The following is a 25,389-nucleotide window of genomic DNA, read 5'->3' on the forward strand; positions in this document are numbered from 1 at the left end:
GACAGAGTACGCGGACCGGGGCGGGTCCGTACCGGCGCTGCACAAACCCGTGTGAGCGCCCGGTGGCCGGGCGGCCCCGTACCCGGTGAGCTGCGAGACTTGATGTCATGACCTTCCGTAGGACTGGCCCCTTGCACCCCCTGATCCTCGATGACGTACGGGGGGCCCAGAAGATGCTCTCGGGCGTCTCGCGCCTCACGCCGATGGAAGGCAGCCGCTACCTGTCCCGCCTGGTGGGAGCCCCGGTCCACCTCAAGTGCGAGAACCTCCAGCGGACCGGATCGTTCAAGCTGCGCGGCGCGTACGTACGGATCGCGGGGCTGCGGCCCGAGGAGCGGGCGGCCGGGGTCGTCGCCGCGTCGGCCGGGAACCACGCCCAGGGCGTCGCGCTCGCCTCCTCGCTCCTCGGGGTCCGTTCCACGGTCTTCATGCCCGTCGGCGCCCCGCTGCCGAAGGTCGCGGCGACCCGTGACTACGGCGCCGAGGTCCGGCTGCACGGTCATGTGGTCGACGAGACCCTCGCCGCCGCGGAGGAGTACGCGCACAACACCGGCGCGGTCTTCATCCACCCCTTCGACCACCCCGACATCATCGCCGGGCAGGGCACGGTCGGTCTGGAGATCCTGGAGCAGTGCCCGGAGGTGCGCACGATCGTCGTCGGGGTCGGCGGCGGCGGTCTGGCGGCCGGGATCGGGGTCGCGGTGAAGTCGCTCCGGCCCGATGTCCGGGTGGTCGGGGTGCAGGCGGCGGGCGCGGCGGCCTATCCGCCCTCGCTGAAGGCGGGCCGTCCGATGGCGCTGGAGTCGCCGCAGACGATGGCGGACGGCATCAAGGTGGGCCGCCCCGGGGACGTGACGTTCCCGCTGGTCGAGGAGTTCGTCGACGAGATCCGTACGGTCTCCGAGGACGCCCTGTCGTCGGCGCTGCTGCTCTGCCTGGAGCGGGCGAAGCTGGTGGTCGAGCCGGCCGGGGCGAGCCCGGTGGCGGCGTTGCTCGCCGCGCCGGAGGCGTTCCGCGGGCCGGTCGTCGCGGTGCTCTCCGGCGGCAATGTGGACCCGCTGCTGATGCAGCGCATCCTGCGCCACGGTATGGCGGCGGCGGGGCGCTACCTGTCGCTGCGGCTGCGGCTGACGGACCGGCCGGGCGCGCTGGCGAACCTGCTGGGGGTGCTGTCGGTGGTCGACGCCAACGTCCTGGACGTGGGGCATGTGCGGACCGATCCGCGGCTGGGGCTGACCGAGGTCGAGGTGGAGCTCCATCTGGAGACGAAGGGCCCCGAGCACTGCGGGGAGGTCGCGGCGGCGCTGCGGGAGGCCGGGTACACGGTCATGGCATGAGTCGCGACACGGCCCTTGTGGGTCGCGATGTATCGCGTTACGGTCTGGCTCAGATCACCCATACGGCGGGCGGTCGCCTGCTCGCGTCCCTAAGCTTTGGCGAGAAAACGCCCAAAAGAAACGAAAGATCGAAAACCGAAGATCATCTGAGCTCTGCACCTGCCACCCTGGGAGAACCCACATGCCAGGCGCGATCCACGCCGAAGGTCTGGTCAAGACCTTCGGTGACGTAAGGGCCCTGGACGGCGTCGACCTCGACGTTCCCGAAGGCACCGTCCTCGGCCTGCTCGGCCCCAACGGCGCCGGGAAGACCACGACCGTACGCGTCCTCACCACCCTGCTCCAGCCCGACAGCGGCAAGGCCATGGTCGCCGGGATGGATGTGCTCAAGCACCCCAACGAAGTGCGCCGGTCCATAGGTCTGTCGGGCCAGTTCGCCGCCGTCGACGAGTATCTGACCGGCCGTGAGAACCTCCAGATGGTCGGCAGGCTCTACCAGATGAACGCCAAGGCGGCGAAGAAGCGGGCGGACGAACTGCTGGAACGTTTCAACCTCGCCGATGCCGCCGACCGCACCGCCAAGACGTACTCCGGCGGCATGCGCCGCCGCCTCGACCTGGCCGCCGCCCTCGTCGTGTCGCCGCCCGTGATGTTCATGGACGAGCCGACCACCGGCCTCGACCCCCGCAACCGCCAGGCACTGTGGGGCATCATCCAGGAACTGGTCGCGGGCGGCACGACCCTGCTGCTCACCACCCAGTACCTGGAGGAGGCCGACCACCTCGCCCACGACATCTGCGTCGTCGACCACGGCAAGGTCATCGCCCGCGGCACCTCCGACCAGCTCAAGGCGCAGACCGGCGGCGAGCGGGTCGAAGTCGTCGTCCACGACCACGAGATGATCGCCCCCGCCCGTGACGTCCTGGGCCGCTACGGACTCTCCGGCATCGGCCACGGCGAGGTCTCCGTCGAGGAGCACACCCGCAAACTGACCGTGCCGGTCACCGGCGGCGCCAAGCTCCTCGCCGAGGTCATCCGCGACCTGGACACCGTCGGCGTCGAGATCGACGACATCGGCCTGCGCCGCCCCACCCTCGACGACGTCTTCATCTCCCTCACCGGCCACGCCGCCGAACGGGCCGAGGACGAGAACGGCGAAGCGCCGACGGACGCCAAGGACCGCGACCGCGGGAAGAGCCGGAAGGAGGCGGCCAAGTGACCGCAGTGACCGACGCCGTCACGGCCCCCAGGCCGCGCGGCGGCATCTCCCAGTCGATCACCGACTCGCTCGTGGTGGCCAAGCGCAACCTGATCCGCATGAGCCGGATCCCGGAGATGGTCATCTTCGGACTGATCCAGCCGATCATGTTCGTGGTGCTGTTCAGCTACGTCTTCGGCGGCTCCATGAACATCGGCGGCACGACCTCCCCGGCCGTCTACCGCGAATTCCTGATGGCCGGCATCTTCGCCCAGACCGTCACCTTCGCCACGGCGGGCGCGGGCGCGGGCATCGCCGACGACATGCACAAGGGCCTCATCGACCGCTTCCGGGCCCTGCCGATGGCCCGCGGCGCGGTCCTCACCGGCCGCACCCTCGCCGACCTCGTCCAGACCGCGCTCACCGTCGTCGTCCTCGCGATCGTGGCCCTCCTGGTCGGCTGGCGCGTCCACAACGGCATCCCCAAGGCGCTGGCCGCCTTCGCCCTGCTGCTCCTGCTCGGCTACGCCTTCTCCTGGATCGGCGCCCTGATCGGCCTCTCGGTCCGCACCCCGGAGGCGGCCACGTCCGGCGGCCTGATCTGGCTCTTCCCGGTCACGTTCATCTCGAACGCGTTCGTGGACTCCAGCCAGATGACGCCCTGGCTGCGGCACATCGCCGAATGGAACCCCTTCAGCGCGACGGTCCAGGCCTGCCGTGAACTCTTCGGCAACCCGGGCGTCTCGCCGTCGGACGCCTGGCCGATGCAGTATCCGGTGTGGGCGTCGATCATCTGGTCGGTGCTGATCATCCTGGTGTTCCGGACGCTGGCGGTACGGAAGTACCGCTCGGCGACGGCCTGAGCCGGCCGCGGATCTCAGGGGGCGTAACCGGAGACGATCTGGCCGTCGAAGAGGGTGAGGAACAGCGCCCCTCCGGCGGCCAGAACGCCGACGGCGCCGTCCTCGGCGGCGATGGCGCTGTCGTTGATCTTCATGTCGATGGTGTCGTAACGCTCCGACTCGCTCGGCGGGTTGTCCAGCGGCAGCGACGTGACCCTGGAGCCACTGGTGAACAGCACCTGGTCACCCGCGAAGTACACCTCCTCGTCCATGCCGTTGGACGGCCGGCTCCACCGCTCCCGGCCGCTCTCCAGCTCGTACGTGCGAAAGGCGCGGCCGTCGCTCAGCGCCACGATCCCCTGGGCGTTGACGGCGGGGCCGGCCGTCAGCTGAAGACCCGCGCCGAGCGTGTGCTTCGGCTTCAAGGTCTTCGCGTCGAGCACGGCGACCCCGCCGCTCTCCCCGGCCTGGCACAGCACGGACTCCTTGTGCACGACCACCGCATAGCAGCCGTTCACACTCGCCCCGCGCGCCGTCTCCTTGCCGGTCCGGGCGTCCAGCGCGATCGGCGTGCCGTTCCCCGGCACGTACACCCGCCCGCCCGCGGCGACCGGCGACTCCGGGATGGCGTCGAGCGGCGACTTCCACGACTCCTTGCCGCCGCCGGTCAGCTGCACCGCCGTGACCAGGCCCGACTTCTCGTCGCTCGTGTTCACGTACGTCGTGTAGAGGACACCGCCCAGCGCGTCGGTGCCCTTCAACGCCCACGGCCCGTCCGGCTTGGGCATCCGGCCCCGCTCCTTGCCGTCGGCGAGTCCGTACGCGGTGACGCCGTCCGGGCCCGTGACGAAGACCTGGTCGCCGACGACCGCCGGATACTGCGCGGACGGCCGCGGTGCCTCGCCCCGGCCGGGCTTCGCCCACAGCCGCTTGCCGTCGGCCGCGCCCAGGGCCACGACCGCGCCGCCCGGGCCCGAGCACACCAGCACGGTGGGCGAGAGCGTGCAGGGGCCGACGCCCTCGTCGACCTTCGTCATCCAGGGCGACCAGCCGGCGGGCCGAGCGGTACGCGCCTCGCCGTCCTTGCCGTAGTCGGCGGTGTGGCCCTCGCCGCCGTACGGAGGGATGAGCCGGTTCAGGGTGGCGGGCTTGTCCCCGGCGATGGGGGACGCGCCGCCGGAGGCCCCCGGCGTCGGGCCTGCCGAGCCTCCTGCTCCTTCTCCGTCGTCGAGCATCACCACACCCGCGCCCGCCAGCGCCGCGACCGCCACGGCACCGGCCGCCACCACCGCCCACGGCCGACGCCGCGTGCGCGGCGCCTCCGCCGTGACGTGAGGCCGGGAGGTCATCGCCGTGGGGGAGTACGGCGCCCGCGGCGCGACCGTCGGCAGGTCCGCCACGCCCGCCCCGGACGCGGCCGCCGCCCCGATCCGGCGCGCCGAGTCCCCGTACTCCGAGAGCAGCGACAGCACCCCGCCCGGCCACGGGAACGCCACCGGGATCTCAGGGGCCAGCAGCCCCGCCAGCTCCGCCGCCGTCGGCCGCTCGGCCGGATCCAGGCGTAGACAGCGCTCCACAACCGGCCGCAACTCGTGTGGCACACCCGACAGTTCGGCATCCGCGCGGCTGATCCGGAAGATCACCGACGCCATCTCGTCGTCGTGGAAAGGACCGCGCCCACTCGCCGCGAACGCCAGCACCGCGCCCAGGCAGAACACGTCCGACACCGGAACCACCGCCCGGCTGCCGACCAGATGCTCCGGCGACATGAAACCGGGCGAGCCGATCACCAGCCCGGTCGAGGTCAGCGCGGTCGCCTCGAAGGCCTGCGCGATACCGAAGTCGATCAGCTTCGGCCCGCCCGCGCCCAGCAGTACATTCGCCGGCTTGAGGTCCCGGTGCAGCACCTTCGCCGCGTGCACGGCCTCCAGCGCACGGGCGAGCGCGGCGCCCAGCGCCCGTACCGCCTCGACAGGCAGCGGACCGGTCCTCGTCACCGCCTCGGCGAGCGAGGGACCGGGCACGTACTCGGTCGCCAGCCACGGCGCGGCCGCGTCCGCGTCCCCGTCCACGAGCAGCGCCGCGTACGGGCTGCGCACCGCCCGCGCCGCCGTGATCTCCCGCCGGAAGCGGGTGCGGAAGTCGCCGTCGACCTCCAGGTCCTCGCGGACGGTCTTCACCGCCACCATCCGGTACGGATCGTCCGTCGGCGCGTCCGCCCGGCACGCCAGATGCACCTCGCCCATGCCGCCCGCCCCGAGCCGGGCGAGCAGCCGGTACGGGCCGACGAGACGCGGGGGCTGCCCGGCGGGCAGTGCTTCCAGCACGGAACGGGTCCTCTCGGTGCGTTACTTGGGCAGTTCCATGGAGACGACGACGCCTTGGTCGTACACGAGGTGCGCGATCCCGCCGATCGGCAGGACCTCGGTGCCACGGATCATGTCGTCGAAGGACTGACCGTCCATCGGGTCGAACCCCTTCTCGGCACGTGGCCCGGGAGCGCCCGGCACCGGTGTGACGACCAGGCCGGCGGGTTTGCCGTCCTTGGCGAGCCGTACGGTGAACAGCGAGGAGAAGTCCGCGTACACCACCTGGTCACCGGCGATGAGGGGCGTCGACAACGCCTGCTCCAGGCCCGCGGGAGCGGCCTTCACCGCGTACCGCCCCAGCTGTTTGCCGTCGCGCGGATCGTGGATTCTCAGGCCGTCGGCGAAGCCGACCGCCGCTGTCGGGCCGATGACATCCGGCCGTAGCTTCTCGACCGGCGCGGGCAGGCTCCCCTTGGAGCCGAGCGTGGCCGCGTCCAGGACGCGCAGCCTTTCCTCCGCGCCCGCGGAGTGCACGATGTCGGCGCAGTAGGCGAGCGTGCCGACGACCTTCAGCAGCTCACAGAACTTGGCCTCCTTGTCGACCTGGCCGCGTACCGCCCCGGTCCTGGCGTCGTAGGCGATCAGGCCACCGTCGCTCAGGGCGTACACCGAGCCCTTGGCGTAGGCCACGGGCTCGAACTCCCGGATCTCCGAACGCGGGATCTCGGCGCTCGTCAGGACCTCCGTCCACAGCTCCTTCCCGTCGGCCAGGGAGAACGCCGTCATCCCGACCCGCGCCGTGTCCGGCTCAGGCGACGCCTTCGTCGCGGCGAAGACGATGCCGTCCGCGACCAGCGGCCGGCTGCCGATGCCCTGCGAGCCCCAGGCCTCCTTCTCCCAGCGGACCTTGCCGGTGCGGGCGTCACGTACCTGAAGCCTGTCGCCGGAGGCGAGGACGGCCACGGAGGCGTGGACGACCGGGCGCGCCGTGTCGCCGGCGATGAAGATGCCACCGGTCGGTCCTACGAAGCTGCGGTCGTCCCGCTCGTCCTCGACCAGGTCCGCCGACCACAGCAGCTTCCCGCTCGCCGTGTCCAGCGCCTCGTACCGCCCGTCCGTCGTCCGGCACACCAGCACCGTCGTCCCCGCCGAGCAGCCGAACGCGGGCTTGGACAGCTTCGCCCGCCACGGCTTCCAGCCGCCCGGCCGCTGCGCGGCGTTCTGCGGCACGACCCCGGACGCGTCCGCGAGGCCCCGGTCGTCCACGCCCGGGATCACCGGCCCCGCCGCCACCGGAGGCTTCTTCGCGGGCGGTGTCCTCGTCCCCGTCCCGTCGTCCACATTCAGCACGTAGTACCCGAGCCCCGCGCCGCCCACCACCGCGAGCGCGACCAGGGCCGCCACCAGCCCCCGCCGCCGCTTCCGGGGTCCCGGCGCCGGGGCGGACGGGGGCGGGGGGAGCGGCGGGGCCATCGTCGGGAGCTGGTGCAGCAGGTCCTGCGGGCCGGGCGCGGCCGGGGCCGCCAGCAGCGGCACCCCGGCGGCCGCGACCTGCGCCAGCTCCCGCTCGTACTCCGCGATGTGGCCCAGGACGCCCTGCGGCCAGGGCGCCGCTGCCCGCTCCCCGCCCAGCAGCTCCACCAGCCGCTCCGGGCTCGGCCGCGACGTCGGGTCCAGGGCCAGACAGCTCTCCAGGACCGGCCGCAGCTCCTCCGGGACGGCCGCGAGGTCCGCCTCCGCCTGGGAGACCCGGTACAGCACGGCCGCCACCGGCCCGTCCCCGAACGGGTCGAGGCCCGTGGCCGCGTAACAGAGGACCGAGCCGAGGCAGAAGACGTCCGACGCGCCCGTCACCGAGCGCGCCCCCGCCACATGCTCGGGCGACATGAAGGCGGGCGTGCCGACCATCAGCCCGGTCGCCGTCATCGTCGTGGCGCCGTTGCTGCGGGCGATACCGAAGTCGATCAGGCGCGGCCCGGCCGCGTCCAGCATGACGTTGCCCGGCTTCAGGTCCCGGTGCAGGACCCCGGCCGTGTGCAGGTCGGCCAGCGCCCGGGCGAGCCCGGCGCCCAGCGCCCGTACCGTCTCCACCGGCAGCGGGCCGCCGCGCCGCACGACCTGGGAGACGCTGGGCCCGGCGATGTACGCCGTCGCCAGCCACGGCACCTCGGCGTCCGCGTCACCGCCCACCGGAGCGGCCGCGTACCCGCTGCGGACCAGCCGCGCGACCTTGATCTCGCGCCGGAAGCGGTCCCGGAAGGCGGCGTCCCCCGCCAGGTCCCGCCGTACGGTCTTCACGGCGACGAAGGAACCGGCCGGATCGCGCCCGAGGAACACCTCGCCCATGCCGCCGGCGCCGAGCCGCGCCAGCACCTCGTACGGTCCGATCCACCGGGGCGCACCCTCGCGCAGCGGTCCCAACACGTGTTCCCCCGTCCACGATTGATCTCCCGAGCGCATCATTCCATGTACATGCAGAAGGGCCGGACCGCAGATGCGGTCCGGCCCTTCCGGGCTGATGCCAGGGGATGCGGAGGCTCAGCCGCCGTACGGCTTCGCGTCGAGGATCTTCACCGTGGCGGTCTTGCCGTTCGGCAGCTCGTACTGCGCGTCCTCGCCGACCTTCTTACCGTGCACGCCGACGCCGAGGGGCGACTGCGGGGAGTAGGTCTCGATGTCGCCGCTCGCGTACTCGCGAGAGGCGAGGAGGAACGTCATCGTGTCGTCCTCGTCGCCGTCGAAGGCGATCGTGACGACCATGCCGGGCTCGACGACACCGTCGTCGGCGGGAGACTCGCCCACCTTGGCGTGCTCCAGGAGCTGCGTCAGCTGGCGGACGCGGAGCTCCTGCTTGCCCTGCTCCTCCTTGGCCGCGTGGTACCCGCCGTTCTCGCGCAGGTCGCCCTCCTCGCGCGCCGCCGCGATCTTGGCGGCGATCTCGGTTCGCGCGGGACCAGACAGGTACTCCAGCTCGGCCTTGAGCTGGTTGTACGCCTCCTGGGTGAGCCAGGTGACGTTGTCGCTGGTCTGGGTCACAGGTGCTCCTCGTAGGTACTGGGAATACAAAGCATCGCCCTACCCAGAAGGATGTTCCTTCCTGAGTGGGCGAAACCACGAGCCTAACAATTCCCGGCGGAAAGGGGGAGGACGAAAGCCATCAGAATTACGTCAAGCCAGGTCAGCGGGGTCGACGCGCCGCCGGCCGGATGATCGCTACTCGGCGGTACAACCCACCAGCTCGGCACTGGTGGCCTCGGCGGTCGTCCGTACCGTCACGATCTGGTCGATCCGCTCGACGGGCTGGTCGAAACGGACATCCTTGCGGCCGACCTCGGCGCCGTTCTCCGCGCGGGAGCGCAGGGTGCAGGAGCCCTTGGCGTCCTTGTCCTTACGGACTTCCAGATGGACCTTGACCTCGCGGTCGCTCGCCACGTCCCACTTGATCACCTCGGCGCTGACGGCCTGACCGGCGATGTAGTCGTAGCCGAACCAGCCGATCATCGCGAGGAACAGCACCCCGAGCACGGAACCGGTGATCTTGAGCTTGCGGTCGGCGCGCTCGTCCGCCGAGCGGCCGTAACGGGCCTCGGGCAGGCCCTCGCGCACCGCGCTCATGATCGTTCCTCTCGACGTACGGACAGCAGGAATTTTCCCGCCCCCGATTCCGTCACTATAAGAGTTGCCCGATGCGACGAATCACTGAGGATCGAGTCTTGACTGAGCAGCTGCGCCTGATGGCCGTGCACGCCCACCCCGACGACGAATCGTCGAAGGGCGCGGCCACGATGGCCAAGTATGTGTCCGAGGGGGTGGACGTGCTGGTCGTGACCTGCACGGGAGGCGAGCGCGGCTCCATCCTCAACCCCAAGCTCCAGGGCGACAAGTACATCGAGGAGAACATCCACGAGGTGCGCCGCAAGGAGATGGACGAGGCCCGCGAGATCCTCGGGATCAAGCAGGAGTGGCTGGGCTTCGTCGACTCCGGCCTGCCCGAGGGCGACCCGCTGCCGCCGCTGCCCGAAGGCTGCTTCGCGCTGGAGGACATCGACAAGGCGGCCGGTGAACTGGTCCGCAAGATCCGCGCCTTCCGCCCGCAGGTCATCACGACCTACGACGAGAACGGCGGCTACCCGCACCCCGACCACATCATGACCCACAAGATCACGATGGTGGCGTTCGAGGGCGCGACGGACGCGGAGAAGTACCCGGAGCCGGAGTTCGGCCCGGTCTGGCAGCCGCTGAAGGTCTACTACAACCAGGGCTTCAACCGGCCGCGCACCCAGGCCCTGCACGACGCGCTGCTCCAGCGCGGCCTGGAGTCCCCGTACGGCGAGTGGCTGGAGCGCTGGAAGGAGTTCGAGCGCACCGAGCGGACGCTGACCACGCACGTGCCCTGCGCCGACTTCTTCGAGACCCGCGACAAGGCCCTGATCGCGCACCGCACCCAGATCGACCCGGACGGTGGCTGGTTCCGCGTCCCGATGGAGATCCAGAAGGAGGTCTGGCCCACCGAGGAGTACGAGCTCGCCAAGTCCCTGGTGGACACCTCCCTCCCCGAGGACGACCTCTTCGCGGGCATCCGGGACAATGCCTAGCATGAGCGCACACCTGGCACTGACCCAGCTCGTCCCTCTCGCCAAGGAGATCGACGAGAACAAGGTGACCCCCGGGCTCCTCGGTTTCGTCGTCTTCGCCGTGATGGCCGCGGGCGTCTGGCTGCTGATGAAGTCGATGAACCGCCACATGGGCCGGGTCACCTTCGAGGAGGCCCCGGATCCCTCGGCCCCCGCCGCACCCACCACGAAGCCGGGCGAGGCGGCCCCCCGGCCGTAGCGGACACCACGGCGCCATGACACCCCTCGGGTGCCATGGCGCCGTTGGCGTGCCCGCACGCGGGCCGCGCCCGCTCCGCGTCCCGCGTGGACGGCCGCGCCCCGCCCTCACTTGGGCTCCGGCACCGGCACCCCCATCACCTCGCGCGCGTGGCGGTTCGGCACCATGCCCAGGCGCCAGGCCTGCCAGCCCGCCTCCAGCTGCACCCCGCGCTCCAGGATCAGCCGGTACGCCTCCGCGCAGTCCTCCAGCGCGGCGTCGCGGCTCGGGTGGCGGTCCGCGGTCAGCCGGGACAGCTCCTCCTCGGCGACCACCGTGCCGACCTCCACCCCGCCCGGCGAGGCGTACGGCAGCAGCGTGCAGCGCAGGAAGCCGGCCCAGTCCGCGCCCCGGCGGTCGTCGTACGAACGGAACAGCGCCTCGGCCGTGTCGCACAGCTCCAGCGCCTGCGGGGCGCGGTTGTTGCCCGCGTCGACGATCGCCAGTTCCAGGCAGCTCCACGCCTCCCCGTGGGCCACCCCGACGCGGTGGAAGTCGGCCCGGGCGTCGACCAGGAGCTGACGGGCGAAGCCGGAGTTGCGCAGGTTGCCGGTCTGGGCGGCGCGCTGGTCGCGGGTGACCCGGCCCGAGTGGTGCCGGGCGCAGGCCAGTCCGTACACGTCCCGCATCCGCGAGAACATGCTCCGCGCCCGCTCCAGCTCCCGTACCGCCTGGTCCCGGTCGCCGTCCTCCTCCAGCGCCTGCCCCAGGTAGTACAGCGTCCACGCCTCGCCGCGCGCGTCCTCCTGCTCGCGGTGGCGCGCCAGCGCCTCCCGCAGCCCCTCGACCGCAGCGCCCGGCTCGCCGTCCACCAGGCGGGCCCGGGCCAGCTGGGTGAGCGCCCAGGCCTCGCCGCGCGCGTCGTGGGTGCGGTCGTACTGGTCGAGCGCCTGGTTCAGCTCCGCCTCGGCCCGCTCCACCTCGCCCATGCGCAGGAAGACCTGCCCCAGGTGGAAGTGGGTCCACGCCTCGCCGTGCAGCGACTCCGCCTCCCGGTGCAGCTCCAGCGCGGTCCCCAGCAGCGTCAGCGCCTCCGCGAGATGGGCCCGGTCCCGCTCCACCCCGCCGAGCGCGTGCAGCGTCCAGGCCCGGTCGGCGGCGAGATCGGCCGGCGCCTGGAGCTCCAGCGCCTCCCGCAGCTTCGCCGAGGCCTCGGCCAGCCGGCCCTGGTGGTGCAGCGTGATGCCGAGCGAGCAGAGCGCCAGCGCCGCCCCCGCGTCCTGGTGCGCCTCCTGGTACAGCGAGACCACCGAGGTCAGCGTCGTACGGGCCTTGTCGAGCTCGCCGAGCTGGCGCGCCGCGATACCCGTACGCCACTGCACCGAGCGCACCAGCAGCCCCTGGTCCACCGCCTCGGTCAGCTCGTTGATCTCACCCAGCCGGTACAGGTCCCCGCGCAGCAGGCAGTAGTCGCACAGCGCGCCGAGCAGACCGAGCACCGTCTGCTGGTCCACGCCCTCGGCGTGCCGCAGCGCCGACGTGATGAAGCTCGACTCGTCGTCCAGCCAGCGCAGCGCCGCGTCCAGCGAGGGGAAGCCGTGCCCGCCGAACTGCCCGGCCCGGGTCGACATCTTCCCGTCGACCATCCGGATCACCGAGTCCGCGAGCTCCGCATAGTTCCGGATCAGCCGCTCCTGCGCGGCCGTGATCTCCGCCGTCTCCTCCTCCGCGGTGAGCCGGGCCGCCGCGAAGGCCCGTACGGAGTCGTGCAGCCGGTACCGCTCTCCCCCTCCGCCCCGCGGCGTGGCCGGACCCCCGCGCACATGGTCGAGGAGCCCCGCCCGGCACAGCTCCCGCAGCGGCCGCTGGGCCTCCTGCTCGTCGGAGAGCCCGAGGAGGGCCGCCGCGGCCGCCGCGCCGAGCGACGCCCGCCCGGCCAGCGAGAGCCGGCGCAGCAGCCGCCGCCCGTCCTCGCCGAGGTCGGTGGCGTACCGGAAGGACAGCGCGCGCTCCAGCGGCCCGCCGGGCCGGTCCAGCAAAGACGCGAGCCGCCCGAGCGAACGGCCGCCCTGCGCCGACCCGGCCACCCGCAGCGCCAGCGGCAGACCGCCGCACAGCTCCCGGATCCGCTCGGCCGCCACGGCGTCGTACGGCCCCTCGTCCGGCTCGTCGGCCACCGCCCGCAGCAGCTCCTCCGTCCCCGCCGTGTCCAGCGCCGCCACCGGCAGCTGGTGCACCCACGCCGCGACGTCCACCCCGAGGTCCAGCGGCTCCCGCGCGGTCACCAGCACCAGGCTCTCGGAACGCTCGGGGATGAGGGTGCGCACCTGCCCGGCGTCACGCGCGTCGTCCAGCACCACCGCCACCGGCAGCCCGGCCAGCTGCTGGTGGTACAACTCGCCCAGCCTGCGCACCTGCTGCTCGGCCGAGGACCGCTCCCGGAACAGCAGCTGCTCACGCGGGGCGCCCAGCCGGTTCAGCAGATGCAGCAGCGCGTCCCGGGTCGGCAGCGGCTGCTCACCGGGGCCGGCCCCGCGCAGGTCGACGACGCAGGCGCCGCGGAACTGGTCGCGCAGCTGATGCGCGGCCCGTACGGCCAGCGTGGTGCGGCCCGAGCCCGGCTCGCCGTACAGGACCACCACCGTCGGCCGGGTCTCGCTCGACGCGCGCGCCGCGTGCACCCACTGCGCGATCTGCGCCAGCTCCTGGCGCCGCCCCGCGAACGGGCCGCCCGGATCCGGCAGATGCCCGAACGACTGGGCGAGTACCGTACGGCGCCGCGCCTCCGCGCTCTTGTCGGCGCCGCGCAGCGCCGGCCCCTTCGGCGCGGCCCGCTTCGTGGCGAGCAGCATCCGCTGCTGGTCGAGGAACGGCCGGATGCCCCGCACCTCCAGGGCCGTCAGCCACTGGAGCCGCAGCTGCTCCGGCCCGCCGGGCCGGCCCATCGCCCCGGCCCTGCGGTGTGCGGCCGGCCAGTGCGAGGCGGTCACCTTCACCACGGTCGCCGCCGCCCCCGCGACCGCGACGACCGCACCGGCGCCCAGGGCCACCCCCGCGGCCGTACCGAGCGCGACATCCGCGCCGACTGCCGCGGCCGCGGCAACGGCCGTCACCAGCGCGGGGGTTCCCACGGATTCCTTGCGCAGCCGCTCGGCGAGCGTCAGCTGCCCGGCCTCCGCCTCCTCCAGGGCGCGCAGATACGCCGCGTACTCCTCACTCGCCCCGTCCGCCAGGCTGTCCAGCGCGGCCCGGCCGCGCGCCAGCAGCACCGCCGAGTCGGAGCGGCCCCCGGAGCGCCGCACCTCCTCCTCCACGGCGCGCACCAACAGCCGCTCGGCCTCCACGCGATGGCTGTCCCGCATGTGGTCCCCCTCCGCGAGTCCCCGCCGCGACGCCATGACGGCGTCACGCCGGATCAAGTGTCCTGCGGTTCACCGTCCGGCGCGAGGGTCCGCCGCTCGCGCCATCGCCTCGGCTCATCCTGCTCCATGTCGGCGGGACAACGATTCTTCGCACGTCCTGGCGTTGATCTGCCGAATGCGGCATCCGAGTGAAGCCCCAGAACCAATCCCCGCCGCGACGGTTGAGCAGCGTGCTTCGGCAATGAAGCAATCCAGAGGGCCCTCCAGCTCAAGAAGGAAGACTCGTGATCAAGAAGGTTCTTGCCACGGCGGCAGTTGCGGCCTCCGTCGTCGGTATCTCCGCGACGACGGCGACCCAGGCGATGGCGGCCGGTGACGACGGCAACAGCGCGGTGGTTGCCGGCAACCTCTCCAAGCAGTCGATCGGCAGCAACTCCACCGACGGCCACTTCAGCCCGAACTTCGGCCTGATCAACGGTGGTGTCCTGCACTGCTTCGACATCCAGAAGATCCAGACGCAGGTCCCGGTCGCCGCCATCGGCGCCGCGGTTGCGGTCCAGGACCTCCTGGGCAACCCGCAGCTGAACCAGACCTGCACCCAGAACTCTGTGCAGCAGAACGGCGACAACGCCCTGTCGCACATCCTGGGCGAGGTCCTCTCGGGCAACGGCAACGCCGGCAAGTGACGCCGACGCCTGCTGTCGGCCCGGCCCTCGGGCCTTCCGGTCCCGGCCTCCAGCCGGACCGGACGGAACAGCCGTGAAGCGGCTCCGTTCTTCGCAGCTCATGCGGGGGACGGGGCCGCTTCGTGTATCCGCTCCCCCACTCCCCGTGGCGGATGGGCACGGCCCAGCCCGGTGCGCCAGGATTGGAACATGCCCAACCGACTCGCACACGCCACCTCCCCGTACCTCCTGCAGCACGCGGACAACCCCGTCGACTGGTGGCCCTGGGAGCGCGCCGCCTTCGACGAGGCCCGTCGGCGCAATGTGCCCGTCTATCTGAGCGTGGGATACAGCGCCTGCCACTGGTGCCACGTGATGGCGCACGAAAGCTTCGAGGACGCCGAGACGGCCGCCTTCCTGAACGAGCACTTCGTGCCCGTGAAGGTGGACCGCGAGGAGCGGCCCGATGTCGATGCCGTCTACATGGAGGCCGTGCAGGCGGCGACCGGGCAGGGCGGCTGGCCCATGTCGGTGTTCATGACACCCGATGGGGAGCCGTTCTACTTCGGTACGTACTTCCCGCCGGAGCCGCGCCACGGCATGCCGTCCTTCCGGCAGGTGCTCGAAGGCGTCCGCAGCGCGTGGACGGACCGGCGCGAGGAGGTCGCCGAGGTCGCCACGAAGATCGTCCGCGATCTCGCGGGCCGTTCCCTGGCGTACGGCGGCGCGGGCGTCCCCGACGAGGAGGAGCTCGCGCAGGCGCTGCTCGGTCTGACCAGGGAGTACGACGGCCGGCACGGCGGCTTCGGCGGCGCACCCAAGTTTCCGCCGTCCATGGCCCTCGAGTTCCTGCTGCGCCACCACGCCCGTACCGGCTCCGAGGGCGCCCTGCAGATGGCCGCCGACACCTGCGAGGCCATGGCCCGCGGCGGCATCTACGACCAGCTCGGCGGCGGCTTCGCCCGCTACTCCGTCGACCGGGAGTGGGTGGTGCCGCACTTCGAGAAGATGCTGTACGACAACGCCCTGCTCTGCCGGGTCTACGCCCACCTGTGGCGCGCCACCGGCAGCGATCTCGCCCGCCGGATCGCCCTGGAGACCGCCGACTTCATGGTCCGCGAACTGCGCACGCCCGAGGGCGGTTTCGCCTCGGCCCTCGACGCCGACAGCGACGACGGGACGGGCAGGCACGTCGAGGGCGCGTACTACGTCTGGACCCCGGCTCAGCTCGCCGACGTCCTCGGCGACGAGGATGCCCGCTACGCCGCCCACTACTTCGGTGTCACCGACAAGGGCACCTTCGAGGAGGGCGCCTCCGTGCTGCAACTCCCGCAGGACGTAGGGGTCATGGACGCCGACCGGATCGCCTTCATCAAGTCCCGTCTCTTCCTCGCCCGTGAGCGGCGCGAACGCCCGGGCCGTGACGACAAGATCGTCGCAGCCTGGAACGGCCTGGCCGTCGCCGCCCTCGCCGAGGCCGGCGCCTACTTCGACCGGCCGGACCTGATCGAGCGCGCGACCGAGGCCGCCGACCTGCTCGTACGTCTCCACATGGACACCGGCGCCCGACTCGCCCGCACTTCCAAGGACGGCAGGACCGGCACCCACGCGGGCGTCCTGGAGGACTACGCCGATGTCGCCGAGGGCTTCCTCGCCCTCGCCGGGGCCACCGGGGAGGGCGTCTGGCTGGAGTTCGCGGGCTTCCTGCTGGACATCGTCCTCGACCAGTTCGTCGCCGAGGGCGGGGCGCTGTACGACACCGCCCATGACGCCGAGCCGCTGATCCGCCGCCCCCAGGACCCCACCGACACCGCCGCCCCCTCCGGCTGGACCGCCGCGGCCGGCGCGCTCCTCTCGTACGCGGCGCACACCGGCTCAGAGGCGCACCGCGGTGCGGCCGAGGGGGCGCTGGCCGTCGTCAAGGCGCTCGGGCCTCGCGCGCCCCGGTTCATCGGCTGGGGGCTGGCGGTGGCCGAGGCGCTGCTCGACGGGCCGCGGGAGGTCGCGGTGGTGGGGGAGGGCGACGACGAGCGGGCGCGCGGGCTGTGGCGTACGGCTCTGCTCGGTACGGCCCCCGGCGCGGTGGTCGCCTTCGGCACGCCGGACAGCGAGGAGTTCCCGTTGCTGAAGGACCGTCCGCTGGTCGACGGCGCCCCGGCCGCGTACGTCTGCCGCCACTTCACCTGCGACGCGCCGACGACGGATCCCGCGGTGCTGGACCGGACCCTGTCGGACACCCGGTCGACCTGAGCCGTGCCGGATGCCGGACGCCGAATGTCGAATAGGCGTGCGGCGTGCCGCCGAATGCCGCGCCGTTCGTAGGAATTCACTGGGTCAAATGAGTGATCGGCGCGGGCGGGCGTCGCGCGGTTTCCTTTGCCTGGCATGGTCGTTGTGATGTGTGCAGCGGAGATTACGGGCCTCAGGCACCGGGAATCGCGAAAGTCGTGATTTCCTCCGCCGCGGAAAGGAACCAGCCGAAATGCTGTGCAAGAAGGCCGCTGTCGCCGTCGCCGGACTCGCCATGGCCCTGGGTGGCGCCGCTCCTGCTGTCGCCGACGCGGACGCCAAGGGTGTGGCGTTCAATTCGCCGGGAATCGGGTCGGGCAACGTCATCCAGGCACCCCTCCACATCCCGATCAACTTCTGCGGCAACAGCATCAACCTCGTCGGGGTGCTCAACCCCACCTTCGGGAACGTCTGCGTCAACTCCTACTGACGCGGCGCCCCGCACCGGGGCGTAGCCCTAGGGCCGGTCCCGGATCACACCAGTGATCCGGGACCGGCCTTTGTCATGCTCTGACACCCCGCCAACCGGGCGATGGAATCCCCTGATGGACCAACTGTCAGGCGAGACCGCATTCTCGATCGGCTTATTAGGAATACTTTCGGAGGATCAGATCAACAGACTGTGGCGGCTTGTGAAGGAGAGCACCCATGGGATACCGCCCTCGAAAGACAACCAGCGCCTGGCTGGGGGTGTTCACCGCCGGTCTCCTTGTCTCGGGTTCTGTCGTGTCCTCTCCGAGCCACGCCACCGAATCCCCCACGAGCCGGGATCCCGACCCACCCGTGGCCACCGCGCTCGGTGCCTACCTCCACTACGGCCCCCAGGGCGTCACCCGCCTCGCGCAGCTGGAGCGCTGGCTCGGCGGAACCGAACTGCGCGTCGGCCACACCTACCTCCCCGGCGACCTGTGGTCCAACATCGAAGGGTCCCCCAATTTCCTGGAGCGCTGGGCCGAGTGGCGCGGCGAACAGCGCGACCGGCTGTTCGTGCTGAACGTCCCGATGCTGGAGCGCAACGAGGCCGGGGTCTCCGACGCCGAAGTCCGCCGCCACCTCCAGCTCGGCGCGCGGGGCGTCTACGACCACCACTTCCGTAAACTCGCCGAACGCCTGGTCGACCTGAACGCCGCGGACACCGTCCTCGTCCTCGGCTGGGAGATGAACGGCATCACCTACACCCACCGGTGCGGACCCGACCCGGCGGCCTGGAAGGCGTACTGGAAGCGCATCGTCACCACCATGCGCGCCGTCCCGGGCCAGAAATTCCGTTTCGACTTCGCGCCCAGCCGGGGCCGGGACGCCATCCCCTGGACCGAGTGCTACCCCGGCGACGATGTCGTCGACGTCATCGGAATGGACTCGTACGACCAGCCGCCCGGCACGACCTTCGACCAGCATGTGACCGAGCCGTATGGGCTGCAGAAACACGTGGATTTCGCGAAGGAGCACGGAAAGCCGATCTCCTATCCGGAATGGGGCCTGTTCCGCAACGGCGACAACCCCGAATACATGCGGCGCATGCTGAACTGGATGGAAAAGCATCCGCCGCTGTACCACACGATCACCGACTACTGCCCGCACGGCATCTGGCAGTGCGACGACAACCCCCGGTCGTCGAAGGTGTTCCGGACGCTGCTCTTCGACCGTGAGCCGCAGCCCGCGCCGACGATCCCGGTCCCCACCCCGACGCCGTCCCCGGAGGACACCCCCACGCCGACGCCGTCCCCGGAGGACACTCCGACGCCGACTCCCACACCGGTGCCCGACCCTTCGGTGAAGTGCATGCCGATCGAGCTCGGTTCCTGGGTCGAGCAGTGGATCGGCGGCAAGCTCTGCATCCGATTCGACTTCGACTGGTGGGAGCGCCGACGCTGAACCGGCGCGCACCCACCCGCGGCGGCGGAGGTCATCCGCCGCCGCGCAGCCGCCGCACCCAGGCCCGGTCCCGCAGCCGGTCCGCCGCCCACTGCCGGACCCCCGCCCCCGCCGCGCGCAGCAGCAGGACGGGCCCCAGCCGGCGGCGGGAGAGCAGCAGTCGCCGATTGACGACCGTCTCGGGCCGCCAGTGGTTCTTGTACGTTTCCGTACCCCGCAGCATGCTCAGCGTGGCGCGGCCGCTCGCGCTGGTCTCCCGCACGCCGTTGCGCAGCAGCAGCGCGGACACGTCCACCTTCCGCGCCCTCAGCACCGGATCGGCGCCGTAGAGATAGCCGCCCGACAGCCGTGGGGACAGCAGGGAGAGATCCACCGCCACCACGTCCCCGTCCAGCCGGAACTCCGTCACCCGCGCCTCACCGGCCGCCACCATCGACCGAACGGCCCGGGTCAGATGCTCGGCGAAGCGCGCCCGGGTGTGCTCGACGTTGACCCCACGCCCCTCCCACTGCGCCCGGTGCAGCGTCAGGAGCCGCCTCAGCGCGGCCTCCACCTCGGACGCCGTCACCGCCCGGGCCTCCAGACCCGCCGCGTCGACCTTGCGGAGCTTGGCGCGCAGCCGCTGCGCCGTCGAGCTGGGCAGCCGCGCCAGCAGCTCGTCCAGGGGAAGACCGGGCAGCTCCATACAACGGGAGTCCGCGAGCCACCACTTGGGCCCCCGCCAGTGCGCGCAGACCCGCTCCACCGACGCCCCCGGCCGTACCTCCCGCAGCTCGATCAGGGCCGTCCGGGCCGCATCCCCCAGCGCCCCGGCGAGCGCGGCCGCCGCCTGCGGGCAGCCGTCGTCGAGCAGCACGTCGCTGAAGTCGCTGATCGCGCCGCCGAGCGGGGTGAGCCGGGGCAGCACGCCCGGCGCCCGCATCAGCGGGGCCGCCGCCACGAGGCTCCCGCCGCGGCGCACCAGCACCACCCGCAGGGCGCCCGGGACGCCGTACGACATCCACCAGGAGTACAGCCAGGCGTGGCTCTGGAACGGGGTGGCCGTCGCGCATCGCGCGTGCAGAGCGGTCCACTCCTCGGCCAGCGCAGCGAACGCGTCCCCGTCGCGGACCACGGACACCGACAGCGGCACGGACGGGGCGTCCGCCACGGCCGCGGCGGCTCTCACACCGTCTCCGGCTGCGGCGCCTGGGCGGCCTGGCTCTGCGCTCCGGCCGGCCCCGGCACGGCCGCGTACCGCTCCCCGGAGCCCGTACGGCGCGGCCGCACGAGCAGGGCGAGACAGCCGAGGAGCCCGCCCGCGCTGCCGCCGACCAGCGCGGCGAGCGGGGTGGACGGCGAGACGGGAGCGGTCGGCGTGGTGGCACGGGAGAACGGCAGCACCTTCACGCCCGTACCGCCCTGGGTGTGGGTGCTGTTGACGACCAGCGCCCGCGCCACACCGTCGGCCATCGCGACCGCCTTCGACGGCTGCGGGGACCGGGCCGTGACCGCGATCATCGGAGCGTCCGGGGACGTCACCGTCTGCACGCTCTCGCGGAGCGTACGGGCCGGGACCCCCGCCCACACCGGCGCGTCGCCGATGACGGCGAGGTCGAGGGCGACCCGGCCGTAGGCGGTGGCGAAGCCGACCGCCGCCGCCGGGTCGGACTTGTCGGCGGGCACGACGATCACGTAGCTGGTCGCCGCGTACTGCGGCGTCTGCACCAGCCCGTACCCGGCGCCCGCCGCCGCACCGAGCAGGACGGCGCCGGGCACCACCCACCGGCGGCCGGGCTTGCGCCACGGGGCCGAAGCCCGGGACAGGACAACGTTCATGAACAACTCACCTCGTGGGGCAGGGGCGTGCCGTGGACGGCGTTCTCGTAGAGCGACATCAGCCGCCGCGCGCCGGCCGCGATGTCGTAGCGGCGCACGGCCGCGGGCTGGGGGAGACGGGCGCCGCCCGCGGGGCGGACCTCCCGCAGGGCGGCGACCAGTTCGGGCACCGACGGGCCGATCCGCCGGGCGCCCGGCACCGAACCCGGCGGCAGGTCGTCGACGGCGGGGCAGGCGACGTACAGCACCGGCAGTCCGGCGGCGAGCGCCTCCACGACCGCCAGACCGAACGCCTCGTCCGGGGAGGTCGAGACGAACACGTCCATCGCGGCGAGCAGCGACGGAAGGGTCAGGGCGTCCGGGGCGGCCCCGGCGGGCGGCGGATCCTCGCAGCGGCCCGGCAGCAGCACCCGGTCGGCCGCCCCGCACTCCCCGGCGGTCCGCAGCAGCTCCTCGCTCTGGTCGCCCTCGCCGACCAGGAGCAGCCGCGCCTCGGGCAGCGTCGCCATGGCCCGTACGAGCCGGTCGAAACGCTTGCCCACGGCGAGCCGGCCCACCCCGCCGACGACGAACGCGTCCGGCGCGAGCCCGAGCCGCTCCCGGGCCGCCCGCCGCGCCGCCGGGTCGAAGGCGAACCGCGCCACCTCGATGCCGTTGGGCACGACATGGATACGGGAACGCCGTACGCCCCACTTCTCAAGACGCCGGGCCACCGACGGCGAGACGGCGACCGTGGACGTGCCGAGCCGCTCCCCGGCCAGATAGAGCGCCCGGGCCCCGGAGGTCAGCGGGCGGCCCTCGATCTGGGCGTCGCCGAGGGAGTGCTCGGTGGCGATGACCGGGCGCACTCCGGCGAGACGGGCGGCGATCCGGCCGTAGAGGCAGGCCCGGTAGAGGTGGGTGTGCACGAGGTCGTAGCGGCCCTGACGGACGAGACGGGTGAGCCGCGGCAGCGCGCCGAGGTCGCGGTTGCCGGCCATGCCCAGATGGGTCACCGGGATGCCGTCGGCCTCGATGCCCCGCGCGACCGGTCCCGGGTTCGTCAGCGTCACGACGCTGCTGCTGGTCGGCAGATGGCGCAGCAGCAGCCGCAGCTGCTGCTCGGCCCCGCCGATGCCGAGGCCGGTGATGATGTGCAGCGTCCTCATCGGGCCACCCGCTCGGGGCGGGGCAGGGGCAGATCGGCTGGGTGGCGGCGCCGCAGCGCGTGCAGGGCGCGTTTGGCGGTGAGCCGCCAGGCGTTGTCCTGCTCGCCGATGTGGACCCGGGGGAGGGCGAACACCCCGCTCAGCCCCTTGGGGTTGACGGCGCAGGCGTAGCGGTAGCCCGCGTCGCGTACGGCGTTCATGGCCCGGGCGTCGACGTCTCCGTACGGGTAGCAGAAGCCGTCCGGGGCGCGGCCGGTGATCTCGTGGAGCAGCTCGCGGCTGCGGCCGGTCTCCTCGGTGAGGACCCGGTCGTCGGCTCCGGCCAGCGACACATGCAGCAGCCCGTGCGAGGCCACCTCCATCCCGGCCGCGGCCGCCTTGCGGATGCCGTCCTCGTCGAGCAGGCGCCTGCGCGGCCCCCGCTCGTCCCAGTCGTTGGCCCCGCCCGCCCGGCCGGGCAGCACGAACACCGTGGCCGTGAAGCCGTGGCGGCGCAGCAGTGGCACGGCGCAGTCCAGGAAGTCGGCGTACCCGTCGTCGAAGGTCAGCCCGACCAGCCCGGCCGCCCGCCCCTGGGCCGTGGCGTCGAGCAGTTCACCCACCCCGACGCCGCGCAGTCCCCGGTCGCTGAGCCAGTGCAGCTGCCGGGCCAAGGTCACCGGGGAGACGGCCACCCGGTACGGATCATCCGTCGGGTCGGCGACGGCGTGGTACATCGCCACCCACAGGGGTGGTCTCGGCAGCAGACGACGGGTCCGTCGCGTCCCGGTCCGGGAGCGGTCGGGAGCCGTGACAGCGGACATGAGCGAGCCTCCGTGCAGCGGAGCGGATCAGGGACGGGACCTCCGGCGCCCGGACGGCCCAGGCGAGGAGAGGGAAGGTGACGGTGACCACCGCGCAGGCGGTGACCGCGGCGAGCAGCGGCCGGTCCACGGCGGCCGAGCAGCGGTGGGCGACCAGACATGCACCGGCCGCCGCCAGGCCGAGCCGGGCGAGACCGGCGCAGACCGCGCCGGTGCGCAGCGGGATGCTCTGCCCGCGGATCCCGGCCAGGAGCAGCGCGGCGGTCAGCGTGATGCCGAGCGCGTTCGCGGCGGCGATGCCGCGCACACCCCACGGCCCCACCCACAGGGCACCGGCCAGCGCGGTCGCCACCAGCCCCGTCAGCATCACGGCCGCCGGGTACCACAGCGGCCGCGCGGCGGAGAAGTAGCAGCGCACGAGCGCTCCGACCAGGGTCTGCCCGAGCAGCCCCAGGGCGTAGACCCGCATCACGGCCGCGGTCGCCGCGGTGTCGGAGCGGTCGAACGCACCGCGCTGGAACAGCACGTCGACGATGGCCGGGGCGCCCGCGATCACCGCCGCCGCGCCCGCGAGCACCACCACGGCCGCCAGCAACAGATCCCGCTCGACCCGGCGACGGGCCAGCTCGGTGTCGCCGGCGGCCAGCGCCCGCGCGACGACCGGGAAACTGACCGTGCAGAGTATGAGCGAGAGGATCATCGGCATCTGCGCGACCTTCTGCGCGTAGTTCAGATGCGAGATCGCCCCGGAGGGCAGCGGCGCGGCGAGGAACCGCTCCACGAGGACCTGCGACTGGCGCCCGGCGGCGAACGCGATGACGGGGGCGACCAGCGCGAGCACCACCCGGTGCCCCTCCCCGCCCGTCACCGTGCCGCCCACATGGCGCCGCGTCAGCTTCCGTACCAGCGACGGCGCCTGGATCAGCACCATCAGCGCTCCGCCGATCGCCACCCCCGCCGCCGCGGCCCGCACCCCCCACGCACGGCACAGCAGCACCACCGTCGCGATGATCCCGGTGTTGTACGCGGTGTAGATCGCCGCCGGCTCCAGGAACCGGCCGTGTGCCCGCAGCGCCGCGCTGCAGTACCCGGCCAGGGCGAAGGTGAACACACAGGTCGCGGTCAGCCGGGTGCAGTCCACGGCGAGGCCCGGCTCGGCGAGACCGGGCGCCAGCGCCCGTACGACCCACGGCGCGCCCGCCGCGAACAGGGCGGCCACCGCGCCCGTGCCGAGCGCGAGCCGCGGCAGCGTCGACCGCACCAGCGCCCGGACCGGATCGGCGGCCCCGCCCGCATGCCGCTGGGCGAGCGCCCGGCTGAACGCGGGCACGAGGATCAGCGCCATCGCGTCCTCGATCAGCAGCGTCGACGCGAACTCCGGCACCGTCCAGGCGACCAGGAACGCGTCCGTGTCCGGGCCCGCCCCGAAGAAGTGCGCCAGGATCTGGTCCCGCACGAGCCCCAGCAGCGAGCCGACCGCCGTCAGCACCGCCGTGATCAGCGCCGCCTTCGCCAGGAACCCCTGGGACGGCGCCCAGGACCGGCCGGCGCGGCGGGGCGGGGCGGCCGGTCGCGTGTCAGCCATGACGGGCCGTCCCCCAGCCGTACGCGGACGGCGCCAGCGCCCACGACGCCGCCAGGCCGAACACCACCGCCGTCAGCACCGTCGAGGGCCCGCCGATGTCCGCGTACACGAAGTCGACCACCTGCCACAGCAGGAGCCCCACCGCGACCAGCGCGCAGTCCGCGCCCCGCCCGGCGCGGCGGGCGCCCGGCAGGCGCCGCACCGCCAGCACGAGCAGCGCCGCCCAGCTGCCCGCGAGCGCGACCAGCCCCAGCAGGCCCTGCTCGCTGAGGACCAGCAGATACATGTTGTGCGGCGACAGGAGCTCCTGGCGCTGGAAGGCCTGGCCTGCGCCCGCCGTGTCACTGCCGGAGGACAGGGCGAGCGAGGCGTTGCTGTCGCGGTGGTGCGCGAAGCCCTTGAGGCCCACACCGGTGACGGGCTCGTCCCGCCACATCCGGGCCGCCGCCGCCCACATCGTGTACCGGTCGGTCACCGACTGGTCGGGCGCGTCGGTCACCTGCGTGATGCTGGCCGCCCGCTCCTTCACCAGCTGCGAGCCGATCCCCAGCCCGCCGACCAGGACCACCGCGAGCGCCCCGACGGCCAGCGCGACCCGGCCCGCCCGCCGCACCCCGCCGAGGACCAGCTGCGCCGCGCACGCCAGGACCGTGGCGATCCAGGCGCCCCGGCTGAACGACAGCACCAGCGGTACGGTCAGCAGCCCCGCGCACACCAGCGCCGCCGTGCGCTCCCGCGCGCTGCCCGTACCGAGCCCGATCCCCACGGCGGCCACGAGACCGAAGGCGACGACCGTCGCCATGCCCATCACATCGGTCGGCCCGAAGGTGCCCACCGCCCGGATGTCCTCACCCATGTACGAGGCGCCGGTACCGGTCAGATACTGCGTCACCCCGACCGCCCCCTGGACCAGCGCGAGCGCCACCAGACCCCACGCCACCACGGCGAAGTCCCGCCGGGAGCGGACGGTGAGCACCACCGCGGCCGGGACGAGGACGAAGACCTGGATGTAGCGGGCCACCCCGGGCAGGCTGGCGGCCGGATCGTACGAGGTGATCGCGGCCAGGCAGATGCCCAGCACCGGCAGCCCGAGCACCACCGCGGCCGTCCGGGTCAGCGGCCGCGCCCCCTCCCGCCCCAGCCGCACCAGGGCGACGAGGACGAGCAGCCCCGAGGCCGCGTCGGCCACCGTGCCCGTACCGGCCGAACCTCCCGGCGCCCCGCCCCCGGCCGGGACGGTCAGCAGGGCGATCACCGCCAGTACGGGCACCAGCGGCCAGGCCGCCCGCGCCCGGCCCCACCGCACCTGACGGGGCGGCAGGGCCGCGAGCGCTCCCCCCGCCATC

General features: G+C 72.9%; 20 protein-coding genes. 9 read left to right on the top strand and 11 right to left on the bottom strand.

The genetic code is table 11. The features are described from left to right. Nucleotides 1-107 precede the first annotated feature (107 nt). The 3 genes from ilvA to ACZ7LT_RS20080 all read left to right on the top strand — a co-directional run bounded on the left by ilvA (nucleotide 108) and on the right by ACZ7LT_RS20080 (nucleotide 3,398). Complete coding sequence (ilvA, locus tag ACZ7LT_RS20070) at nucleotides 108-1,337, top strand: threonine ammonia-lyase (protein ID WP_471237373.1); 1,230 nt, start codon at nucleotides 108-110, stop codon at nucleotides 1,335-1,337. Between the two features lie 181 nt (nucleotides 1,338-1,518). After that, complete coding sequence (locus ACZ7LT_RS20075) at nucleotides 1,519-2,556, top strand: ATP-binding cassette domain-containing protein (protein ID WP_471237374.1); 1,038 nt, start codon at nucleotides 1,519-1,521, stop codon at nucleotides 2,554-2,556. Next, complete coding sequence (locus ACZ7LT_RS20080; RefSeq protein ID WP_471237375.1) at nucleotides 2,553-3,398, top strand: ABC transporter permease; 846 nt, start codon at nucleotides 2,553-2,555, stop codon at nucleotides 3,396-3,398. The genes ACZ7LT_RS20075 and ACZ7LT_RS20080 overlap by 4 nt, the downstream gene beginning before the upstream one ends. 14 nt (nucleotides 3,399-3,412) lie before the next feature. Here the strand turns inward: ACZ7LT_RS20080 and ACZ7LT_RS20085 are convergent, their stop codons facing one another. The 4 genes from ACZ7LT_RS20085 to ACZ7LT_RS20100 form a co-directional block, all read right to left on the bottom strand. Further along, the gene (locus tag ACZ7LT_RS20085; protein WP_471237376.1) at nucleotides 3,413-5,704 is read right to left on the bottom strand and encodes a protein kinase domain-containing protein; all 2,292 of its coding nucleotides are present in this window, start codon (nucleotides 5,702-5,704) and stop codon (nucleotides 3,413-3,415) included. A gap of 21 nt (nucleotides 5,705-5,725) precedes the next feature. Continuing rightward, nucleotides 5,726-8,110, bottom strand: a complete 2,385-nt coding sequence (locus tag ACZ7LT_RS20090) for a protein kinase domain-containing protein (RefSeq protein WP_471237377.1) — start codon at nucleotides 8,108-8,110, stop codon at nucleotides 5,726-5,728. 114 nt (nucleotides 8,111-8,224) lie between these two features. Further along, the gene (greA, locus tag ACZ7LT_RS20095) at nucleotides 8,225-8,722 is read right to left on the bottom strand and encodes a transcription elongation factor GreA (RefSeq protein WP_471237378.1); all 498 of its coding nucleotides are present in this window, start codon (nucleotides 8,720-8,722) and stop codon (nucleotides 8,225-8,227) included. 177 nt (nucleotides 8,723-8,899) lie between these two features. After that, a complete protein-coding gene (locus tag ACZ7LT_RS20100; RefSeq protein WP_471237379.1) occupies nucleotides 8,900-9,301 on the bottom strand; it encodes a DUF4307 domain-containing protein in 402 nt (133 codons plus the stop codon). A gap of 98 nt (nucleotides 9,302-9,399) precedes the next feature. Here ACZ7LT_RS20100 and mca point away from each other — a divergent pair, with 98 nt between their 5' ends. Both mca and ACZ7LT_RS20110 read left to right on the top strand, forming a co-directional pair. After that, nucleotides 9,400-10,281: a mycothiol conjugate amidase Mca gene (gene mca, locus ACZ7LT_RS20105; RefSeq protein ID WP_471237380.1), complete on the top strand. Its 882-nt coding sequence runs from the start codon at nucleotides 9,400-9,402 to the stop codon at nucleotides 10,279-10,281. Next, on the top strand, nucleotides 10,274-10,519 hold the full coding sequence (locus tag ACZ7LT_RS20110; protein ID WP_471237381.1) for a hypothetical protein: 246 nt from the start codon (nucleotides 10,274-10,276) through the stop codon (nucleotides 10,517-10,519). Before mca ends, ACZ7LT_RS20110 begins: the two co-directional genes overlap by 8 nt. A gap of 107 nt (nucleotides 10,520-10,626) precedes the next feature. On the opposite strand, the gene ACZ7LT_RS20115 is transcribed toward ACZ7LT_RS20110, so the two are convergent. Next, on the bottom strand, nucleotides 10,627-13,860 hold the full coding sequence (locus tag ACZ7LT_RS20115) for a tetratricopeptide repeat protein (protein ID WP_471237382.1): 3,234 nt from the start codon (nucleotides 13,858-13,860) through the stop codon (nucleotides 10,627-10,629). A gap of 284 nt (nucleotides 13,861-14,144) precedes the next feature. On the opposite strand from ACZ7LT_RS20115, the gene ACZ7LT_RS20120 reads away from it, so the two are divergent. The 4 genes from ACZ7LT_RS20120 to ACZ7LT_RS20135 all read left to right on the top strand — a co-directional run bounded on the left by ACZ7LT_RS20120 (nucleotide 14,145) and on the right by ACZ7LT_RS20135 (nucleotide 18,689). Continuing rightward, nucleotides 14,145-14,546: a rodlin gene (locus ACZ7LT_RS20120; RefSeq protein WP_471237383.1), complete on the top strand. Its 402-nt coding sequence runs from the start codon at nucleotides 14,145-14,147 to the stop codon at nucleotides 14,544-14,546. 189 nt (nucleotides 14,547-14,735) lie between these two features. Then, nucleotides 14,736-16,775 carry a thioredoxin domain-containing protein gene (locus tag ACZ7LT_RS20125; protein ID WP_471237384.1) on the top strand — a complete coding sequence of 680 codons (2,040 nt, stop codon included), beginning with the start codon at nucleotides 14,736-14,738 and terminating at the stop codon, nucleotides 16,773-16,775. Nucleotides 16,776-17,007: 232 nt separating this feature from the next. Next, nucleotides 17,008-17,244: a chaplin gene (locus ACZ7LT_RS20130; protein ID WP_471237385.1), complete on the top strand. Its 237-nt coding sequence runs from the start codon at nucleotides 17,008-17,010 to the stop codon at nucleotides 17,242-17,244. 218 nt (nucleotides 17,245-17,462) lie between these two features. Continuing rightward, nucleotides 17,463-18,689, top strand: a complete 1,227-nt coding sequence (locus ACZ7LT_RS20135) for a glycoside hydrolase family 26 protein (RefSeq protein ID WP_471237386.1) — start codon at nucleotides 17,463-17,465, stop codon at nucleotides 18,687-18,689. A 31-nt stretch (nucleotides 18,690-18,720) separates the two neighbouring features. On the opposite strand, the gene ACZ7LT_RS20140 is transcribed toward ACZ7LT_RS20135, so the two are convergent. The 6 genes from ACZ7LT_RS20140 to ACZ7LT_RS20165 are packed head-to-tail and all read right to left on the bottom strand — an operon-like array spanning nucleotide 18,721 to nucleotide 25,388. Next, nucleotides 18,721-19,857 carry a GNAT family N-acetyltransferase gene (locus tag ACZ7LT_RS20140; protein WP_471237387.1) on the bottom strand — a complete coding sequence of 379 codons (1,137 nt, stop codon included), beginning with the start codon at nucleotides 19,855-19,857 and terminating at the stop codon, nucleotides 18,721-18,723. Then, nucleotides 19,854-20,507 (bottom strand): YveK family protein, encoded by a 654-nt coding sequence (locus ACZ7LT_RS20145; RefSeq protein ID WP_471237388.1) that lies wholly within the window; start codon nucleotides 20,505-20,507, stop codon nucleotides 19,854-19,856. Before ACZ7LT_RS20145 ends, ACZ7LT_RS20140 begins: the two co-directional genes overlap by 4 nt. Then, entirely contained in the window at nucleotides 20,504-21,655 is a 1,152-nt protein-coding gene (locus ACZ7LT_RS20150) for a glycosyltransferase (RefSeq protein WP_471237389.1), read from the bottom strand. The genes ACZ7LT_RS20145 and ACZ7LT_RS20150 overlap by 4 nt, the downstream gene beginning before the upstream one ends. After that, a complete protein-coding gene (locus tag ACZ7LT_RS20155; protein ID WP_471237475.1) occupies nucleotides 21,652-22,371 on the bottom strand; it encodes a polysaccharide deacetylase family protein in 720 nt (239 codons plus the stop codon). The genes ACZ7LT_RS20150 and ACZ7LT_RS20155 overlap by 4 nt, the downstream gene beginning before the upstream one ends. Continuing rightward, nucleotides 22,340-24,043 (bottom strand): lipid II flippase MurJ, encoded by a 1,704-nt coding sequence (locus ACZ7LT_RS20160; protein ID WP_471237390.1) that lies wholly within the window; start codon nucleotides 24,041-24,043, stop codon nucleotides 22,340-22,342. Before ACZ7LT_RS20160 ends, ACZ7LT_RS20155 begins: the two co-directional genes overlap by 32 nt. Further along, entirely contained in the window at nucleotides 24,036-25,388 is a 1,353-nt protein-coding gene (locus tag ACZ7LT_RS20165; protein ID WP_471237391.1) for an O-antigen ligase family protein, read from the bottom strand. Before ACZ7LT_RS20165 ends, ACZ7LT_RS20160 begins: the two co-directional genes overlap by 8 nt. Nucleotide 25,389 lies beyond the last annotated feature (1 nt).

This window comes from Streptomyces sp. NPDC039465, assembly GCF_055639315.1.

Coding starts and splice junctions, on each gene's coding strand:
- ilvA (WP_471237373.1), top strand. CDS start 108: ATGACCTTCCGTAGGACTGGCCCCTTGCACCCCCTGATCCTCGATGAC.
- ACZ7LT_RS20075 (WP_471237374.1), top strand. CDS start 1,519: ATGCCAGGCGCGATCCACGCCGAAGGTCTGGTCAAGACCTTCGGTGAC.
- ACZ7LT_RS20100 (WP_471237379.1), bottom strand. CDS start 9,301: ATGAGCGCGGTGCGCGAGGGCCTGCCCGAGGCCCGTTACGGCCGCTCG.
- ACZ7LT_RS20110 (WP_471237381.1), top strand. CDS start 10,274: ATGCCTAGCATGAGCGCACACCTGGCACTGACCCAGCTCGTCCCTCTC.
- ACZ7LT_RS20115 (WP_471237382.1), bottom strand. CDS start 13,860: ATGCGGGACAGCCATCGCGTGGAGGCCGAGCGGCTGTTGGTGCGCGCC.
- ACZ7LT_RS20125 (WP_471237384.1), top strand. CDS start 14,736: ATGCCCAACCGACTCGCACACGCCACCTCCCCGTACCTCCTGCAGCAC.
- ACZ7LT_RS20130 (WP_471237385.1), top strand. CDS start 17,008: ATGCTGTGCAAGAAGGCCGCTGTCGCCGTCGCCGGACTCGCCATGGCC.
- ACZ7LT_RS20135 (WP_471237386.1), top strand. CDS start 17,463: ATGGGATACCGCCCTCGAAAGACAACCAGCGCCTGGCTGGGGGTGTTC.
- ACZ7LT_RS20145 (WP_471237388.1), bottom strand. CDS start 20,507: ATGAACGTTGTCCTGTCCCGGGCTTCGGCCCCGTGGCGCAAGCCCGGC.
- ACZ7LT_RS20150 (WP_471237389.1), bottom strand. CDS start 21,655: ATGAGGACGCTGCACATCATCACCGGCCTCGGCATCGGCGGGGCCGAG.
- ACZ7LT_RS20155 (WP_471237475.1), bottom strand. CDS start 22,371: ATGTACCACGCCGTCGCCGACCCGACGGATGATCCGTACCGGGTGGCC.
- ACZ7LT_RS20160 (WP_471237390.1), bottom strand. CDS start 24,043: ATGGCTGACACGCGACCGGCCGCCCCGCCCCGCCGCGCCGGCCGGTCC.
- ACZ7LT_RS20165 (WP_471237391.1), bottom strand. CDS start 25,388: ATGGCGGGGGGAGCGCTCGCGGCCCTGCCGCCCCGTCAGGTGCGGTGG.